This window comes from Enterococcus viikkiensis (genome assembly GCF_005405345.1).
GTDB lineage: Bacteria > Bacillota > Bacilli > Lactobacillales > Enterococcaceae > Enterococcus_A > Enterococcus_A viikkiensis.
The window spans coordinates 77,346-95,274 of sequence record NZ_BJDW01000002.1; the positions used below are offsets into that span (position 1 = coordinate 77,346).

Genomic DNA, 17,929 nt, shown 5'->3' on the forward strand with positions numbered 1-17,929 from the left:
TAAAACTTATTTTACAGCTTCGATCAACGTTTTAACGAAAGCGTTCAAGACTTCCTCGTCATCATCGTCCGCTTCATTTTCGATTTTCACTGTTTCAGTCGCTTTTTTCGCGCCTGTTTTAGCAAAGGCTTCTTCAAAAGCATCTGCAGCATGGCAGAAGTAATCCGGATACAGTTCACTATCACCGCTGCCTACAACACCGTAAACCTTGCCAGCCAAATCTTCATCAGGCAATTCTTCGTGTAAATCTTCTAAATCAAAAGGCAATTCCCCATCGCCGTCTGTATACGTCGCCAATACACAGATATCTGCATCTTCGTAAAAATCTGCATCCGCATCATCCGCTTCTACTCGCTCTACGGTAATGTCGTGGGCTTTAAAAGCATCCTCCAAAATTTCAGAAATCCCCTCAGTATTTCCTGTGTTTGATGCGTAAACAATTTTTGCTAGTGTCATTTTCTTCATCCTTCCTTTAATTGAAATGATATATATAAATAAAGACAAAAAAGACAAATAATGGTCAGTTGGATCAAAAATTATTCATCTATTCTGCTTATTTCAAATGAAACAATCTACAAAAAAGCGCTTTACTTTTTTCACTCTCTCGCTATATCATACCTCAAAAATGTGAATTGTTAAACATAGATAAGGCTTTTTAATTTTTAAAATGTAGAAAAATATATTGGCCATTCAATCCAATTTTTTTACTAGCGCAAAAAAACTAGCAAAGACTGGAACCATTTTCCCGTTTCTTTGCTAGTTTGAATTAGTGAATTATTTTTTGATTTGCTCAGTGGATTTTAGAATAAATAATTGAAAATTTAATTCCTTATCCGCTTGACCAGTTTTGACTTCGTAATCATTTTCCACCAAATCATCATACATCGAGACTAATAAGTTCAATGGAAATTTGGCTACCTGCTGCATCGCCAGTTTTACGCGATACGGATGAATCCCTAATGTTTCCGCGATGTTGGCTTGCTGATAACCAATTTTTTGCAAAATTTTGGTTTGTAGTAGCAGACGGATCTGTCCAATTAGGATGGCAGTCAATTTGATTGTTTCTTCTCCTTGAAGATGCAATTCTTCGTAAGTTTGATACGCTTTAGCGGTATCTCCTTTTAAAATCTGCTCGGTTAGTTCAAAAATATTGTGCTCCAACGTTTTCGGGACGAGGTCCTCTACTAGTTGCAAGGTAATCGTTCCCCCAGTACCGGCTAAGAGTACTAATTTCTCTACCTCATTCATAGCCTTTGATAGATCATAATCCGTCAAACGCAAAAATAGATCGAAAGCTTCTCTTGAAATCTTGATATTTTCATTACTAATATAACGCTGTAAAAAGTTTCGCAACTCTTTTTCCTGTAAAGGTGCCGCATCGATCACCGTTGTCTTTTTCAATGCTTTAGTAATCTTTTTACGGGCATCTAACTTGTTGTAACTGGCCCAAAAGACTACGACTGACGTTTCTAAGGGGTGTTTTAGATACTCCAGCAAGGCGTCCGTATCCTGTTCTGGCGTGTTGTTTTTCTTTTCACCAGTTAAAAAATAAGGATTCTCCACGAAGATCAAGCGATAGTCACCAAAAAATGGCAACGTTTCAGCCTCATCAATCACTGCACCTAATCCACTTTCTTCCATATCAAAGGACATAAAATTTAATTCTTCTAAATTATCCTGCTTCATTCGATCGAAGAACGCTTGACGAACTTCTTGTATCAAAAAATCTTCGGTACCAGTAATCAAGTATACCGGAGCCAGCGGGGCATTTTTGATTTGCTGGAGGGCCTCTTGTGTAGTCATTTAAATACTCCTATCTAAAGTTAAAAAGAAATTCTATTTTTAATCGTTCTCATATCCTCAGTGATTCGATTTTCGAAAAATACTATTCAAAAAAATTTGCTAACCTAAACCTGCTTTTCCATGCTACCACGATTATTCTGGAAAATCTATCAGTTGTTTCATTTCCCCGCGATGGGTTATTCCTGACCATTGGTAATAGACCATACCGTTTTGATCTGTGCGGAAAATTCGGATGTTCTGCTCTTTTAATTTACTGATTGTTTCCGCAGTCGGATGACCGTAGCGGTTCTTTTTACCAGCAGAAATAATGCCGTATTTTGGCCTTAAAGTTGTTAAAAAAGCCAGACTCGTTGAGGTATTACTGCCGTGATGCCCAACTTTCAAAAAATCGGTTTTTAAATGAGGATAATTTTCTAGTAATTTTTGTTCGCCCGCCATTTCTAAATCTCCCGTCAATAAAAATTTCTGTTGATTGACTTGAAAATAAGTCACAATGGAATCGTCATTCGCTCCTTGACTTACCGTTGGTGATAGAACATGTAATTTTAACCGTTCTCCAATAACCGCTCCACGAGAGACTAAATGAATCTTCGTTTGTTTGACTTTTGTTAAAAGTGACCGTAATTCCATTTGTGAGCCCTTGGCTAAATAGAGATTTTTTATTTTTATTTCGTCAAGGACATGACTTAATTCACCCATATGATCCGCATCATTATGAGTAACGATTAAGTGATCGATTTGGTCACAACCTAATGATTTCAAGAAAGGTAACAGCTGATAGTCAGAACTATGTTTTGGCTTTCGTCTCTGCCATGCCGCTTGTTGAAACGCCAAACGGCCTCCTGTGTCGATCAAAAACGTCTCCTGCTTGAAGGGCAGCTTGATAAAAATGCTGTCTCCTTGGCCGACATCCACAAATGCCACAATCCCTTTTTCCGAATAAGCGATAGAAACGATCAATAGGCTGGCGACTAACAATAGCCCATAGCGTTTCTTGCCGGCCTTTATTCGATCAAAACGGATTAAAACCAATCCAATTAACACTAATAATAGCAGAAACGTTGGCTTTCCGATGGTCAGATTCGGGATCGAAAGCAGTTCCAGCACTTTTTCTATTAATTGAAATAAGAAAGCCACTAGCTGACTAAAAAAGCTTGGCAGCGGAATAAAACTACCAATAAGTAGCACCAAGCAACAAGGCAAGATCACCCACTCAAAAAGCGGGAATAATAATAAAGTAAACAAGCCGCCAGCGATCGCCCATTCACTGAAGCTATATATCAATAATGGCAAGGAGCACAGCGAAAAAAGCAGACTGTGCTGCCAAGCTTTCAGTTTAAGATCTGTTAGATAAAGTAGAATTAGCGCAAAGTAAAGGCTTAATTGCGCGCCTACCGACCACAAAACTAACGGGAAACAAAATACCAATCCCAATAACATAATACTCCACTGATCCAGTTTAGAAAGTTTTAATTGCAATTTCAGACAGCAAAAAGCAATCAGGAAACTCATTACTGCTCTAATTGTGCTAAAGCTTCCGCCTGTCAAAAAGATTAGCAACCCCCCACTGATACTTAAAAGTACAAGCCGAGTCTCTCTAATCAAACCCAGCCGCTTCAACACAAGATGAATACCACCTAAATAAAACTGAATATGTAACCCTGATAGCGTAAATAAATGCAGCAGACCGATTTTTCGATAAAGTGAGCCATATTCATCGAATTCTGAATCTTTGTAGCCAACCACTAATGCTTTTACATAGCTGGCTAGACGAGGCGGGTATTTAGAATCAATTGCTAGGATTAATTGTTGACGAAGATTTTTTAAATGAAAACCCGTTTGTTTTCTTAGAAGAATCGAATCCGCCAATAATAGTTGACTAATCCCTAAACTTTTATAATAGTGTTGTTGATTGAAGCTATTCAAATTCCGCGCCGGTTCAAAATTTTGCGTTTCCCCGCTAAGTAGAACTTGATCCACGATTTTTCGTCCTCGCCACTGTTCTTTTTCAGTTTCTGAAGTCAGTGTATAATAAACCAAATAGTTTTTCCCGTCCAAGTTTCCTTTCAGTGTCAAAAAATTTCCGTCAATCGTCAGAGAGTCTGCTTCGACCTGCATGATTTGCTGGTTTATTTTTCCCGGCGAAGCCTCCAATGTGGAGAGATAAAAATACGTCCGAACGACTACAAAAAAACTGCACAGTAAAACCAGCAGCAATAGCTCACGGTTTTTCATGCAGCAGATTCGGATGACTAAAAGGCTCCATAGCATCAGCAGCCAGCCATTGAATTGATAGACAAAACTGGCTGTTAAAATGGCAACTAGAATCGGTAGGATTAAATAGTTTTTCAGCTGTTTTATTTTTTAGGAGATGTGGCAGCATCTTCTCCTAGTTGTAATTTTGTAAAATACTTACTTTCCAAATGAACTTGATGAGCACTAGCACCCACTTGATGGATCAATTCGATTGCGTAAGGATCATTACGATAGTCCTTTAAATAATGAATCTTTTTGATACCGGCCTGCAATAAGGCTTTTGTACACGCCAAGCACGGAAAATGAGTCACATAGACCTCCGCTTGATCCGTCGGGATGCCTAGCTTCGCGCATTGTAAAAGAGCATTCATCTCCGCGTGTATCGTCCGTAAGCAGTGCCCATCAACCACATAGCAGCCCTCGTCCATACAGTGGACATCGCCGCTGACCGAGCCATTATAGCCACCAGCGACGATGCGTTTATCTCGTACAATCGTCGCTCCTACTTCCAGTCGTGTACACGTACTTCTCAATGATAATAAAACGGCCTGTGCCATAAAATATTGGTCCCATGGAATTCTTTCATTCGTCAAATTGTTCGTCCTCTCTTTTTATCTTTCCTTATATTGTAATCGAGTCTTTCAAATTTTCAAGCGTCTTTTCGCCAATTCCTGAGACCTTTGTTAAATCTTCTACCGCACGAAAACTGCCATTTTCTTCACGGTATTTGATAATGTCGACTGCCTTCTTCTCACCGATTCCTGTTAGCTGTTGCAATTCAGTCAGATCTGCTGTATTGATATTAATTTTCTCTGCTGCACCTGAAGCCGTCGTTGTGCTATTCTTCCCTTGAGATACTTCACCAATCACCGAAATATCTTCACCGACCTTTGGCACGTAAATAATTTCCTGATCCGTTAATAATTTTGAGAAATTCACTTGATTCTGATCGGCCTCTGAGGTGAATCCGCCAGCTAAATCGATCGCGTCCATCAAGCGCATGCCTTGAGTGATCCGGTACATTCCAGTTTTTTTGACGGCCCCTTTGACATCCACATACCATTCCTGTTCTGTGGTGGCGGTTGTTTCTTGAAGTGTCCGTTCTGTGGTGGAAAATAATTCTGGAGCAGTCGTTTCCTCAGCCGGTGCCCGTAGAAAAAGGAACGCCACAACTAATCCACCAATAACAATCGGTAAGCCAAACAAATAGGGATACTTTTTTAAGTAGTGCTGCATGATGACCTCCTTTTTATCAACGTACGCAAAAAAAGTGTCAGACTGTTTTGGTCTGACACTTTTTCGTGAAAAAGGTTATTTCATTTTAGCTAAATAATCCAAAGCGTCCTGCACTGTTTTAACTGGCACAATCTTCATATCGGTATCTAACTTCTTAGCAGCTGCTTTGGCTTCTTCGTAATTTGACTTGATGCCTGGCTGCACTTTTTTCATCTCTTTAGTGATTTCGTCGTTGGGGGCAAAGAAAATTTTATTGTTGCTGGCTGCAGCACTAGCAACTTTTTTATCAATCCCGCCAATCCGGCCAACTTCTCCATCAGGGTTAATCGTACCGGTCCCGGCGATTTTCTCACCATGACGTAGATCTTTTCCAATCAATTGTTCGTAGATTTCCAGCGTGAACATCAAACCAGCAGACGGTCCACCGATATTGCCAGCGTCAATTTTGACCTTATCCTGTGAATTAATCTCAGTATGATCTGTCAACGTGATCCCAATACCAGGCTTCTTATCCGTCGGCAGCTTGATCAATTTTTCAGTAGCTTCTTTGGTTTTGCCGTCATGAATAAAGGTCACTTTCATTTCTTGCCCGACCTTTTGCGACTTCACATAGTTCATGAACTCTTCGCTGCTGGTAAAGGTTTTCCCATCTGCTTTCGTAACCGTATCGCCAACGCTAATCTTATCTGCAAAATTAGAATTGTCTTCCACCCCTAGCACATATACACCTTTATAGATCATCTCATAAGGTTTATCTGCCAATTTCAACGCTTGTTCGATGGCAAAATTTTGTGACGTCTCCATATTGAATTTCTGGATCTGCATATATTCTGCATCGCTAGCCCCACCGGTTAAATCATTAGCAGAAATAATTTCATGGAAAGGTTCAACTTTTGATTTCAATGCTGTAAAAACCGTCGCTCGACGAATTCCTACTGAAGTCAGGCTGAAGGAGCCTTTACGCTCATCTTCTTTTCCATTGACAGTGATCAATTCTTTCAAATTGATCGTATCTCCCGGCTCCTCGATGTAATATGGAATCGGCACAATTATGCAGGCAATGACTACTAATGCTAAAAATATTACGACTAGACGTTTGACTAATTTATTGTTTTTCACTATTGATCACGCTTCTCTTCCAACACCCGATAAACTGCTTCAGGTAAGTATTCTTTAATATCACCATTAAAGGTCCAGACTTCCTTCAGAATCGACGAACTAATGTGGCTATACTTAGGATTCGCCAACAAAAAGACCGATTCTAAGGACGAATCAAGATGCTGATTCATTAAGGCAATTTCTTTTTCGTATTCATAATCTTTAACACTACGGATGCCCCGTAACAAAAACTTGGCACCTAGCTTTTCCGCCGCGTTGACCGTTAACTCACTTTCCTGGGCAAGCACACGGACATTGGGAAGATGCTGAACGGATTCCTTTACTACCGCCAGCTTCTCCTCTGGGGTAAAGTAGCTTTTCTTACTCGTATTCACGAAAACCCCTATGATTAACTCATCAAATAATTTCGCACCCCGTTCGATCGTATCTAAGTGCCCCATCGTCAAAGGGTCAAAGCTCCCGGGAAAGAGAGCAATTCGCTTCTCCGTCATTACTCTACCTCCCAATCATAAATCGTTACTGCAGTAATCCCATAATCTTGCCGTTTGCGTTCCTTCAGCTGACCGATCGTCTCAGGCAGCACAACTTCTTTATCCGTCTCGCAAACGACGGTTACACTCTCACTCAACAGCTGATGTTCGATCAACAGCTCAATCTGCTTGACGATCTCTTGCTTAGCATAGGGCGGGTCTAACACTACCAAATCAAATTTCAGACCACTGACTGCTAATTGCTGGATAGCTTGATTGGCTGGCATTTTCATTAATTGAAAAGCCTCCGCTGTTTTAGTCATGGCCACATTTTCCCGTATAATCTCCATCGCACGGAAATTTTTTTCCACCAACACCGCTTGATCCATCCCTCGTGAAACAGCTTCGATCCCTAACGAGCCACTGCCAGAAAATAGATCTAATGCTACCCCGCCATCAAAATAGGGCCCAATCATGTTGAAGATTGCCCCTTTCACTTTATCTGTTGTTGGCCGCGTGTTGTTTCCTGCTAAAGTTTTCAATTTGCGACCGCCAAATTCACCTGCAACCACTCGCATGATTTACCTGCCTCTTTCCGCATTAAAAATTTGTTCTCTCTATTATCAAAGAAAAAGATGAAAAATGTTTGAACAAATCAGACATTTTTCACCTTACTTAGACTGTTTCTGCTAATCGAATCTTTGTATTGGCTTCTACGACATCTAACTCATCATCATCTTTTACTTGATAAGCGGCCTTTGTTCCAATTCGATCGGCGAAATTCATTTCGATATCTGGTCGGTACGAACGTTCGACTTGGCGTACAAAATGCAGTCCTTGCAACTTTTCTTCTGTTTCTTCCACCAATTCTTCATTCACATACAACACGACATACTTCATTTTACGTGAAACGAAATGGATCAAGCCAAAACGTTTCAAATTTTTTAATTGTTTAAGTGAATACACCCAAACAATGATTCCACGTCGTTTTTGCATCACAAATTCAGTATTATCCATGACAATTCCCCTTACAACTGCGATTCTCTGTTTCAAAAAAAGGATTTCCTGCATCCACTTTGATCTCTAAAGAAATCGTCTGGGCTAAGCGTTGCCCAATCTCGTCTAATAACTGTTGGAAATCAGTTTCCGCCAGTCGATAACTCGCGACTTTTTCATTTAGATCCAATGCTCGCTTACTCAGCCGAACTTTTCGCTGTTGTTGACGATAATCTGGCGCGTATTCGCCGTATGCCGCGATCTGCTCAAACTTTTCCTTTTCCTGTTGAAAAACATTTTTCAACTTCACTACATCCTGGCAAGCATCCATTGCTTGCTTTGTCTGCAAATAATTTTTATAGCTTTTACTTGTCACTATACATTGAATTAGCCGTTGATTCTGATCTTCTAATTGAAAAAATGCATCATTAATAATCAAGTTACTCACTATCCTTTGTTTTCTCTGGTTCCTGTATTAAGACTAGCACACTCTCTTGATCAATTGCAACGCCTAAGCTATTCGCATTAGGCTCATCGTACAACTCGTTTAAACGATCTCGACTGATCCAATTAAACAAGCTAAAGAGCGGATCAACAGTCGGTGAATAAAACAAGCTGGCAAGATAATCAATTTCCTCAGTTTTTGCCAATTTTTTCAATTCGGCTGGAGCTAATTCAAAAGATAAATTACTCAAATGTGCGCTTTGATCGGTTTCCCACTCTTCCATCCGTTCTTGACTTAGAACTTTTTTCGGACTCGTTAAAAACGTTTTTAACATGTCTTTACTAGCAGTCATTGCAGTGCTGTTTGTCTGAAATGCCGGCAACTTACGCAACATGCGGTATTGATTGATCGATTCGATCAAGCGTGTCTGCTTTTGCTGATTCAACACGTTCCAATCTAAATTGCTCTCTTGGATCCGATTCGCCAATGGATTGCCACTGTTGATCTGATAGGGCATTAAGCGTAACAGGTTTTCAATGTCTAAATAAGCTGCACCGATTAGTTTGTCGCTATCTCCATTAAAAAAAAGGATCGCGAAGGTATCATTTTTAAATGCGATTAACGGTCGATAACGCATATCATTTTCACTTAGCTCGATTACTACGGGTTCTTCATCGTAATCCAAAGCAAAATCAGCCGAAAGATTGATTTGCTCCGATAATTGACGATTGGTCATGCCAAATTTAAAGGGTTCCAGTTCGCCATTTTGAGACATTACCTTAATCACACTGACATTCCCAGCTTCGACATTGACCTCAAGTACTCCTTGATCCAAAGAATAATAACGCGTTTGAAAGAAGAAGCCGCTGTCTTCTATTTTAGTCGGCTGACCAAATTTTGCTTCAAATTTTTCAACTGGCTGTTTCACATATTCCGCATAGCCCTCTGTTTCGATCGTCTGATGCTTCAATGCTTTATGACGAACCATTCGTTGATCATGCTCGACTTTTTTTGTTTCCGGCGCTGGAGGGAAGAGTACTGGCTGTAAGTAATAACCAATCAACACAATTATCAAAATACTTAGAAAACCAATCACTCTCTTCACACAGCAACACTCCTATTTTTCTTTTACCTCAATCAACAAATCGCCAGAGCTAATACTTTCGCCTTCTTCGACATATAGATGTGACACTTGCCCCGCAAAACGAGCATCGATGGAGGTTTCCATCTTCATCGCTTCGGTAATTAAAAGTGGTTGGCCTTTTTCGACATGATCTCCCTTAGCAACTAAAACCTTCAAGACAGAACCCGTCATGGTCGCTCCAATTTGTTCGCGGTTCGTTGGTTCGACCTTGCGTTTGGTTTGAACAGCACTCTTAATTGAGGCATCCTTAACCGAAATCTCACGACGTTGACCATTTAAGTTGAAGAATAGTGTCCGATTGCCTTCGATGTCTGCTTCACCAATTTCGTCTAAGCGAATAATCAAGACTTTACCTTTTTCAATTTGAACATTGATCGTTTCACCTAAGCGCATTCCGCTGAAGAAAGTTGGTGTATCCAACAGTGTAACATCTGCAAATTGCGCATATGTTTTTTGATAATCCAAGAAAACTTGTGGATACATCAAGTAGCTTAAGACATCCGTTTTACTTGGTTCAAAGCCGATCAATTCTTGTAATTCTTGTTTTACTTTTTCAAAATTCACCGGTTCTGCAAATTTCCCAGGACGTTCCTGCATCGCTGGACGACCTTGCAAAATAATTTGTTGCAGTTTTTCAGGGAAGCCCCCAACCGGTTGTCCTAGTTCACCTTGGAAGAAGCTGATAACTGATTCAGGGTAGCTTAATTCATCGCCCCGATCATAAATCGCTTGTTCAGTCAGATCATTTTGCACCATGAACAGTGCCATATCTCCTACAACTTTGGAAGAAGGCGTTACTTTAACGATATCGCCAAACATCATGTTGACAGTATGATACATTTCCTTGATTTCATCCCATTTCTCACCTAGGCCAACTGCTTTAGCTTGTTGTTGGAGATTTGAGTATTGTCCGCCGGGCATCTCGTGGTCATAGACTTCCGTTTGTGCTGCCATGATCCCATTTTCAAAACTAGAGTAGTAAGGACGAACGTCTTCCCAATAATGGTTTAACTGACGAACATTTTTCAAATTCAAGTCAGGCGTACGATCACCGTATTGTAAAGCATAATACAAGCTGCTCATACTTGGCTGACTTGTTGCCCCACTCATTGCGCTGGTCGCTACATCGACAACATCTACACCGGCTTTAACCGCTGCTGAGAGCGTCAGAATACCATTACCGGCAGTATCATGGGTATGCAGGTGGATCGGTAAGTCTGTCGTCTCTTTTAATTCACTAATTAGACGGAAAGCGGCTTGCGGTTTCAATAAACCGGCCATGTCTTTAATCGCAATCATATGCGCTCCAAGAGCTTCCAGCTCTCGGGCCATATCTTTGTAATATTGAACATTGTATTTTGTCCGATTCGAATCTAGGATGTCTCCTGTGTAACAAATAGTTCCTTCAGCAAGCTTTCCAGCATCTCGGACGTATTGGATACTCTTTTCCATTTGAGGAATCCAGTTCAAGCTATCAAAGATCCGGAAAACATCGATCCCATTGTGTGCAGCCTCTTTAATGAATTCTTCCAACACATTATCTGGGTAATTCGAATAGCCAACAGCATTCGATCCACGGAATAGCATTTGTAATAAAGTATTTGGCATGGCTTTTCTCAAAAGTTTCAGACGTTTCCAAGGATCTTCGGTTAAGAAACGATACGCCACATCAAAAGTAGCGCCGCCCCACATTTCACTAGAGAATAATTCTGGCAGGCCATCGCCAGTAGCTTCGGCAACGTTCAATAGATCGTGAGTCCGTACCCGAGTAGCTAACAAGCTTTGATGCGCATCACGGAACGTTGTATCTGTCAGCAATACATTTTCTTGCTCTTTAACCCATTTAGCAACCGCTTCAGGGCCGTTTTGATCTAAAATATTTTTAGCAGTCACAAGTTCGCGCTTCTCAATTTTTGGTTTTCGAGGTGTTTCAAAATAACGTTTATTTTGTTTTTCGATCCCTGGGAAGCCATTGACTGTGATTTCTGAAATATAACGCATCGTTTTATTCCCACGGTCACGAACACGAGGAAAGTCAAATAATTCAGGCGTGTTATCAATAAACGTTGTTTTGGCATCGCCACTTTGGAAAACGGGATGACTGATTACATTGTGCATGAATGGAATATTCGTCTTGACTCCACGAATACGGAATTCAATCAGGCAACGTTGCATCTTTTCAATCGCTTGATCGAAAGTCAGCGCATGGGTACACACTTTTACCAATAAAGAATCAAAATAGGGCGTTACCGTTGCTCCGGCATAGGCATTTCCTACGTCTAAACGAACGCCAAAACCACCCGGTGAGCGATACGTATCGATTTTACCGGTATCTGGCATAAAGCCATTCAACGGATCTTCTGTCGTTACACGGCATTGGATCGCAGCACCCGACATTTGAATCTTATCTTGTTCAGGCAATCCGATCTCTTTGTGTAGATCTTTGCCTTGTGCGATTAATAATTGTGACGTCACAATATCGACACCCGTAATCAGCTCTGTAATGGTATGTTCCACCTGAACTCGCGGATTGACTTCGATAAAGTAGAAATGATCCCCTTCAACTAAGAATTCCACCGTCCCAGCATTGACATAACCCACATGCTTCATCAATTGCACTGCTGCTTGACAAATTTTTTCACGTTGCTCCTCGTTTAACGAAACACACGGCGCCACTTCGACGACTTTTTGATGACGGCGTTGCACAGAACAATCCCGTTCAAATAAATGTAAGACATTGCCATGTGTATCGCCTAAGATTTGAACTTCTATATGTTTCGGATTGGCAACATATTTTTCAACGTAAATCTCATCATTACCAAATGCCGCTTTCGCTTCACTTTTCGCCCGCTCATAGCCTTCACGAGCTTCCTTTTCATCATGAGCGACCCGCATCCCGCGTCCACCGCCGCCTAATGCCGCTTTAATCATAATTGGATAGCCGTGTGATTCGGCGAAGTCTAAGACGCCTTCAATTGTATCCACTGGACCGTCAGAACCAGGAATTGACGGAATTCCTGCTTCTAATGCGGCCATTTTCGCTTTAATCTTATCGCCAAAAATATCTAAGTGATGCAGCTCAGGCCCAACAAAAATAAGACCCTCTTCACGACAACGTTTCGCAAATTCTAGATTTTCTGATAAAAAACCATAGCCGGGGTGAATCGCGTCTACCTTTGCCTCTTTCGCTACCCGAATAATATCTTCAATATCAAGATAAGCATCGATCGGTTTTTTCCCTTTGCCGACTAAATAGGCCTCATCTGATTTGAAACGGTGAACGGAATAGGCATCCTCTTCCGCAAAAATCGCTACCGTTTTAAGCTTTAATTCGCTACAGGCACGAAACACCCGCGTCGCGATTTCTCCTCTATTTGCTACCAATACCTTTTTCATTCACTTCACTCCTGACTTTTCAAGTATTCATACTCAATCGCCAATTTCGTCCGTTTTTCATCCGCACTGATATTCAATGCAAAAGCTACGCCGACTGACAATACAAGTAAGCTATTTCCCCCCTGACTTAAAAATGGGAACGTGATCCCAGTCAAAGGAATAATTCCTAAAATACCACCAAGATTAATAAAAACTTGTAATAACAACAAACTTCCAATTCCAATACAAATCAACGAATTGAAAGGTTTCTTCGAACGAATCCCAACCAAAAAGATGCGTGCGATCATAAAAATCAAAATTGCTAATATAACTAAAGCGCCGATCAAGCCAACTTCCTCCATTACAATCGAAAAGATAAAGTCGGTATGAGCTTCACTTAAAAACCCTTTTTTCTCAATACTATTTCCTAAGCCACGACCAAACCAGCCGCCGTTAAACATGGCGTAATAGCCATTGACCATTTGATGTCCTTGATCCAATTCGTACTTAAAAGGATCTTTAAAGCTCTCAAAACGGCTATAAATATATTGCAGTCTTTGCGGAAAGATACTACCGCCAAAATGCGTCAGAAACTCGATCACTAAGAAACTACCCGCGATTCCCACGCCGCCGACAATTAAGCTATAGAACCAGTTAACTCCACTAGCTAAAAGTAAAATCAATGCCAGCAACGTGATGATGGCCGCATTCCCCATATCCGGTTGGACAGCCACTAAAAAGATCATGATGAAAACTAAAATCAGCGGACGCTTCATATCAGTCATGAAATTGTCTTGGATCGTTTCTTGTCGCTTCGACAAGATATAGGACAAATACCAGACGACCATGATTTTTAAATATTCCGCAGGTTGCATACTGAAAGCACCAATACGAATCCAACCTTTGGCTCCATTGACTTCTTTACCCACAAAAAAGACAACAATCAACAGTGCAAAAATTAAATACGTCGCAAAGATGATTAACTGCTGACTTTTTAACACATCTGTTTTCATCTTGTACATCAAGCTAATCGCGATCAAACTCAACACCCAGAAAATTCCTTGGTTCATCACCAAGCTAGTAGGATTGACGTCGTTCGTAATCAATAAATAAGAGGTGGAACTATAAACAAAGATCAGACCAATAACAGTCAGGATCAAATAAGGAATCAAAATACTATAATCTAAAAAATGACGCTTCTTTATCTTCGTTGGCAAGAGTTAAGCCTCCCAGCCGGCATCCGTCATATCCTGACGAGTTTCGTACAAATCCGTATATAAACGATTCAACTCTGCTTCTAATTCACTAAGCATCCGTTGACCTTCTCCTCGCTCTAAGATACCAACCTTTTCGGCGAAGAACACTTGTCGTGAGAAGCCATACATTTGTGTATCTACAACTTCCTCAAATGCTTTACATTGAGAGATACAAAGGCTGTTTGTTTGATTTCGAATCAATAATTTGATTCGATCGGCATCCTCTTGCAATATTTTAATGGCAAAATCAGAAGAAATATTTTCCATTTTGCTTTCCTCCTAGTTTCTATTAATCCATTCACTTTTTTTAAGTAAAAATGAACATGATGACTTAAATAATCCTTTTTCGTGCCGCGGATATTTTTTTAAACAAGCACTTAAAAAATCATTCTGTTAGCATCCATTGATTTCCACATTATAACATAGAAAAAATTCAAAAAGGAGAAAAATCAGCGAGCCTTAGCTTTTTCTAAACTCTTCGTTCGGCTTTAGACTTTTACACAGCTCAGAAAATATTACGCTAAGGTTACAAACGAAAATTTGCCGCTGAAAACGCGGAAAAACGGTTTTTTTTGAAGTTGCCGCTGTGAAACAAATTTAAAATATGAAACATAACATTTTTCCCTCTTGATCGCCTAGGTCATGAATCCACAAAAAAAGACCGCACAATTAAGTGCAGTCTTAAAAAAATATTATTCAGCGGCTACTTTGCTTTTTTTAGCAGCTTTTTCACGTTCTGATTTATTTAGAATTTGTTTACGAAGACGAATGCTTTCTGGTGTAATTTCACAGAATTCATCGTCATTCAAGAATTCTAATGATTCTTCCAACGTTAGGATCCGTGGTTTTTTGATGACAGATGTTTGGTCTTTGTTGGCTGAACGAACGTTAGTCATTTGTTTAGCCTTTGTAATATTGACACCTAAGTCTTTATCACGGCTATTTTCACCAACGATCATTCCTTCATAGATCTCTGTACCTGGTTCAACGAAGACTGTTCCACGTTCTTCAACGCTCATGATTGAGTACATCGTTGCTTTACCATTATCAACTGAAACCAACGCACCGTTACGACGTCCGCCGATCACACCTTGAATTCTTGGCAAGTATTGATCAAAAGTATGATTCATAATACCGTACCCACGAGTCATTGATAAGAATTCAGTAGTGAATCCGATCAAGCCACGAGCTGGAGCTAAGAAGACCAAACGAATTTGACCATTACCAGAATGGATCATGTCTTGCATTTCAGCTTTACGTTGACCCAACGCTTCGATCACGCTACCCATGTATTCTTCTGGTGTATCGATTTGAACACGTTCAAACGGTTCACATCTCACACCGTCAACCAATCGTTCAATTACTTCTGGACGAGACACTTGTAATTCGTACCCTTCACGACGCATGTTTTCGATCAAGATCGACAAATGCAATTCGCCACGACCAGAAACAGTCCAAGCATCAGGTGAATCTGTATTTTCAACACGAAGAGAAACGTCGGTGTGTAGTTCTGACATCAAACGTTCTTCGATCTTACGTGAAGTGACATATTTACCTTCACGACCAGCAAATGGTGAATTATTAACCAAGAAAGTCATTTGTAAAGTTGGTTCATCAATGTGCAGAATTGGCAACGCGTCTTGATGATCCACTGGTGTAACTGTTTCACCAACAAAGATATCTTCCATCCCTGAAACAGCGATCAAATCGCCGGCTTTTGCTTCTTGGACTTCCAAACGTTGCAAGCCAAAGAAACCAAAGATTTTTGTTACACGGAAGTTTTTAATTGACCCGTCAAGCTTCATAACTGAGACTTGGTCGCCGACTTTCATTTTTCCACGGAAGACACGGCCGATCCCGATACGTCCAACATAGTCATTGTAATCTAACAATGATACTTGGAATTGTAATGGTTCGTCACTGTTATCAACTGGTGCAGGAATTTTTTCAACGATTGTGTCAAAAATTGGTGCCATTGTTGCTTCTTGTTCCGCTGGATCATCAGATAAACTAGATGTTCCGTTGATTGCTGAAGCGTAGATCACTGGGAAATCTAATTGATCATCGTCAGCACCTAATTCGATAAATAATTCTAAGACTTCATCAACCACTTCTTCTGGACGAGCAGAAGGTTTGTCGATTTTATTTACAACTACGATCGGTGTCAAATGTTGTTCCAACGCTTTTTTCAATACGAAACGCGTTTGCGGCATCGTACCTTCATAAGCATCGACAACTAATAACACACCATCAACCATTTTCATGATCCGTTCCACTTCACCACCGAAATCGGCATGCCCTGGAGTGTCCATGATATTGATTTTGTAATCTTTATAGTTTACAGCCGTATTTTTGGCTAAGATCGTGATTCCACGTTCTTTTTCTAATGCATTTGAATCCATTGCCCGTTCTTGTAACTGAACATGGCTATCAAGGGTATCAGATTGCTTTAACATCTCATCAACTAATGTTGTTTTACCATGGTCGACGTGGGCGATAATTGCCACGTTGCGAATATCTTCTCTGTAGTTCAATTTAATTGCTCCTTTTCTTGTAACGCGAGACTCACTCGATTGACAATTATAGCAGAAAATCCGAGAGAGTGTTAGTAAAACATTTTCATTTTTTCAGAAAAATTGATTTCTTAATGTTTTTCTTTATCAAAGGCTTGAATTTGTTCCATTGCGGCTGATGTTGCGCCAATAAAAAACTCTCGTCCTTGAAAGCTTAATGGCTGCCCTTCAGCGCCAGAAAATGGCAAGCCTAACTGTTTCATCATAATGCTTCCTGCCGCGTAATCCCAAGGGCTTAGCATGCTAATATAACCAATCTGAGTCCCTTTTAAGATCGCAATCAGATCTAGTCCGGCGCAGCCTAGTACACGTACCCCCATGGTTTGATTGCCGATCTCTTGTGCATGATTACTATTGTTACGATAAAGTGCTAAATTCATCCCAATCAAGCCTTGGTCTAAGGCGCGATTTTCCGGCGGAGAAAGTTCTTCATTATTATAGAAAACGTTACCGACTTTTGGTCCGCCCCAAAATAATTCATCTCGCATCACGTCATAGATAAAGCCTAATTGACCCACGCCATTTTCATAAACCGCGATCATAATACAGAAATTTTCTCGTTGCATAACAAAATTCAACGTCCCATCGATTGGATCAATCACAAAGACACGCCCTTGATCGATTGACGTTTGATCCTGACCATTTTCTTCACCTAAAATTTTGGCAGTCGGATCAAAGGCAGTGATTTTACGAACGATAAACGCTTGGGTCTCTTTATCAACGTTCGTCACAAGATCCGTCCGCCCACTTTTTTGATCGACCTTCAAAGCATCTCCCAAGCCAGCTTTGATTCGCTCCGCTGCCTCGTAGATCCAACTAATAATTTCTTTTTCCACCGTAATTATCCTCCTGACGTCCGTTTTATAGTTTAAAACGCTTGGCTGTGGCTGCTTTCGCCTGTTGCAGCGTTCGGTAGATAGAATAACCGCTGGCTGCTTCAAACTCGCGGCCGATACGTTTTTCTTCACCGATACTTTTGACGACCGTTTTAAAGTTTTTATAGCCATTTAAAAAGTTTTCTTTATCTGTGCCGCTTTCATTTGCTTCTTCCACTAGATTTAAAAAATGAATCACTGCTGTAATCTCTTCATGTGTCCAATCTTCGTCAATTGGGTAACTGTAATTTGCCATTGATTCCCACTCCATTTCAAAAATTAGTTTACCATAGAATGGGACTAGCGTTTGTTCAAAACCATCTAAGAAATTATTTCTTGCGTAAAAGGCCATCCATTTTATCTTGTTGCGTCATCTCACTT

Annotated in this window: 17 protein-coding genes; all 17 read right to left on the minus strand. The window is 40.4% G+C overall.

The window, feature by feature from the left end; genetic code table 11:
* Window positions 1–6 precede the first annotated feature (6 nt).
* Window positions 7–456 (minus strand): flavodoxin, encoded by a 450-nt coding sequence (locus tag FFM67_RS01740; RefSeq protein ID WP_137612955.1) that lies wholly within the window; start codon window positions 454–456, stop codon window positions 7–9.
* Window positions 457–774: 318 nt separating this feature from the next.
* Window positions 775–1,803 carry a DNA polymerase III subunit delta gene (holA, locus tag FFM67_RS01745; RefSeq protein WP_137612956.1) on the minus strand — a complete coding sequence of 343 codons (1,029 nt, stop codon included), beginning with the start codon at window positions 1,801–1,803 and terminating at the stop codon, window positions 775–777.
* 132 nt (window positions 1,804–1,935) lie between these two features.
* On the minus strand, window positions 1,936–4,074 hold the full coding sequence (locus tag FFM67_RS01750) for a DNA internalization-related competence protein ComEC/Rec2 (protein WP_137612957.1): 2,139 nt from the start codon (window positions 4,072–4,074) through the stop codon (window positions 1,936–1,938).
* Window positions 4,075–4,160: 86 nt separating this feature from the next.
* On the minus strand, window positions 4,161–4,652 hold the full coding sequence (locus FFM67_RS01755) for a ComE operon protein 2 (protein WP_137612958.1): 492 nt from the start codon (window positions 4,650–4,652) through the stop codon (window positions 4,161–4,163).
* Window positions 4,653–4,680: 28 nt separating this feature from the next.
* Window positions 4,681–5,295, minus strand: coding sequence for a helix-hairpin-helix domain-containing protein (locus tag FFM67_RS01760; RefSeq protein ID WP_137612959.1), 615 nt, complete (start codon window positions 5,293–5,295; stop codon window positions 4,681–4,683).
* Window positions 5,296–5,370: 75 nt separating this feature from the next.
* Window positions 5,371–6,414 (minus strand): SepM family pheromone-processing serine protease, encoded by a 1,044-nt coding sequence (locus tag FFM67_RS01765; protein WP_137612960.1) that lies wholly within the window; start codon window positions 6,412–6,414, stop codon window positions 5,371–5,373.
* Complete coding sequence (gene coaD / locus FFM67_RS01770; protein ID WP_137612961.1) at window positions 6,414–6,905, minus strand: pantetheine-phosphate adenylyltransferase; 492 nt, start codon at window positions 6,903–6,905, stop codon at window positions 6,414–6,416. Before coaD ends, FFM67_RS01765 begins: the two co-directional genes overlap by 1 nt.
* Window positions 6,905–7,462 carry a 16S rRNA (guanine(966)-N(2))-methyltransferase RsmD gene (rsmD, locus tag FFM67_RS01775; protein ID WP_137612962.1) on the minus strand — a complete coding sequence of 186 codons (558 nt, stop codon included), beginning with the start codon at window positions 7,460–7,462 and terminating at the stop codon, window positions 6,905–6,907. The genes coaD and rsmD overlap by 1 nt, the downstream gene beginning before the upstream one ends.
* A 97-nt stretch (window positions 7,463–7,559) precedes the next feature.
* Entirely contained in the window at window positions 7,560–7,907 is a 348-nt protein-coding gene (locus tag FFM67_RS01780; protein ID WP_174784454.1) for a YlbG family protein, read from the minus strand.
* Entirely contained in the window at window positions 7,894–8,319 is a 426-nt protein-coding gene (locus FFM67_RS01785) for a YlbF/YmcA family competence regulator (protein ID WP_137612963.1), read from the minus strand. Before FFM67_RS01785 ends, FFM67_RS01780 begins: the two co-directional genes overlap by 14 nt.
* A gap of 1 nt (window position 8,320) precedes the next feature.
* Window positions 8,321–9,430, minus strand: coding sequence for a CAP-associated domain-containing protein (locus FFM67_RS01790; protein WP_137612964.1), 1,110 nt, complete (start codon window positions 9,428–9,430; stop codon window positions 8,321–8,323).
* A 12-nt stretch (window positions 9,431–9,442) separates the two neighbouring features.
* Window positions 9,443–12,865 (minus strand): pyruvate carboxylase, encoded by a 3,423-nt coding sequence (locus FFM67_RS01795; protein ID WP_137612965.1) that lies wholly within the window; start codon window positions 12,863–12,865, stop codon window positions 9,443–9,445.
* A 5-nt stretch (window positions 12,866–12,870) separates the two neighbouring features.
* On the minus strand, window positions 12,871–14,061 hold the full coding sequence (locus FFM67_RS01800; protein ID WP_137612966.1) for an FtsW/RodA/SpoVE family cell cycle protein: 1,191 nt from the start codon (window positions 14,059–14,061) through the stop codon (window positions 12,871–12,873).
* Window positions 14,062–14,064: 3 nt separating this feature from the next.
* A complete protein-coding gene (locus FFM67_RS01805; RefSeq protein ID WP_137612967.1) occupies window positions 14,065–14,367 on the minus strand; it encodes an Fpa/YlaN family protein in 303 nt (100 codons plus the stop codon).
* Window positions 14,368–14,792: 425 nt separating this feature from the next.
* Window positions 14,793–16,634 carry a translational GTPase TypA gene (gene typA, locus FFM67_RS01810; RefSeq protein WP_137612968.1) on the minus strand — a complete coding sequence of 614 codons (1,842 nt, stop codon included), beginning with the start codon at window positions 16,632–16,634 and terminating at the stop codon, window positions 14,793–14,795.
* Window positions 16,635–16,744: 110 nt separating this feature from the next.
* A complete protein-coding gene (locus FFM67_RS01815) occupies window positions 16,745–17,509 on the minus strand; it encodes an inositol monophosphatase family protein (protein WP_137612969.1) in 765 nt (254 codons plus the stop codon).
* A gap of 25 nt (window positions 17,510–17,534) precedes the next feature.
* Window positions 17,535–17,804, minus strand: coding sequence for a UPF0223 family protein (locus tag FFM67_RS01820; protein WP_137612970.1), 270 nt, complete (start codon window positions 17,802–17,804; stop codon window positions 17,535–17,537).
* Between the last annotated feature and the right edge of the window lie 125 nt (window positions 17,805–17,929).

What these genes read in the sequence shown, in the direction of transcription:
- holA (WP_137612956.1), bottom strand. Translation starts at nt 1,803, where the DNA reads ATGACTACACAAGAGGCCCTCCAGCAAATCAAAAATGCCCCGCTGGCT.
- FFM67_RS01805 (WP_137612967.1), bottom strand. Translation starts at nt 14,367, where the DNA reads ATGGAAAATATTTCTTCTGATTTTGCCATTAAAATATTGCAAGAGGAT.
- rsmD (WP_137612962.1), bottom strand. Translation starts at nt 7,462, where the DNA reads ATGCGAGTGGTTGCAGGTGAATTTGGCGGTCGCAAATTGAAAACTTTA.
- FFM67_RS01760 (WP_137612959.1), bottom strand. Translation starts at nt 5,295, where the DNA reads ATGCAGCACTACTTAAAAAAGTATCCCTATTTGTTTGGCTTACCGATT.
- FFM67_RS01750 (WP_137612957.1), bottom strand. Translation starts at nt 4,074, where the DNA reads ATGCTATGGAGCCTTTTAGTCATCCGAATCTGCTGCATGAAAAACCGT.
- FFM67_RS01795 (WP_137612965.1), bottom strand. Translation starts at nt 12,865, where the DNA reads ATGAAAAAGGTATTGGTAGCAAATAGAGGAGAAATCGCGACGCGGGTG.
- coaD (WP_137612961.1), bottom strand. Translation starts at nt 6,905, where the DNA reads ATGACGGAGAAGCGAATTGCTCTCTTTCCCGGGAGCTTTGACCCTTTG.
- FFM67_RS01740 (WP_137612955.1), bottom strand. Translation starts at nt 456, where the DNA reads ATGACACTAGCAAAAATTGTTTACGCATCAAACACAGGAAATACTGAG.
- FFM67_RS01820 (WP_137612970.1), bottom strand. Translation starts at nt 17,804, where the DNA reads ATGGCAAATTACAGTTACCCAATTGACGAAGATTGGACACATGAAGAG.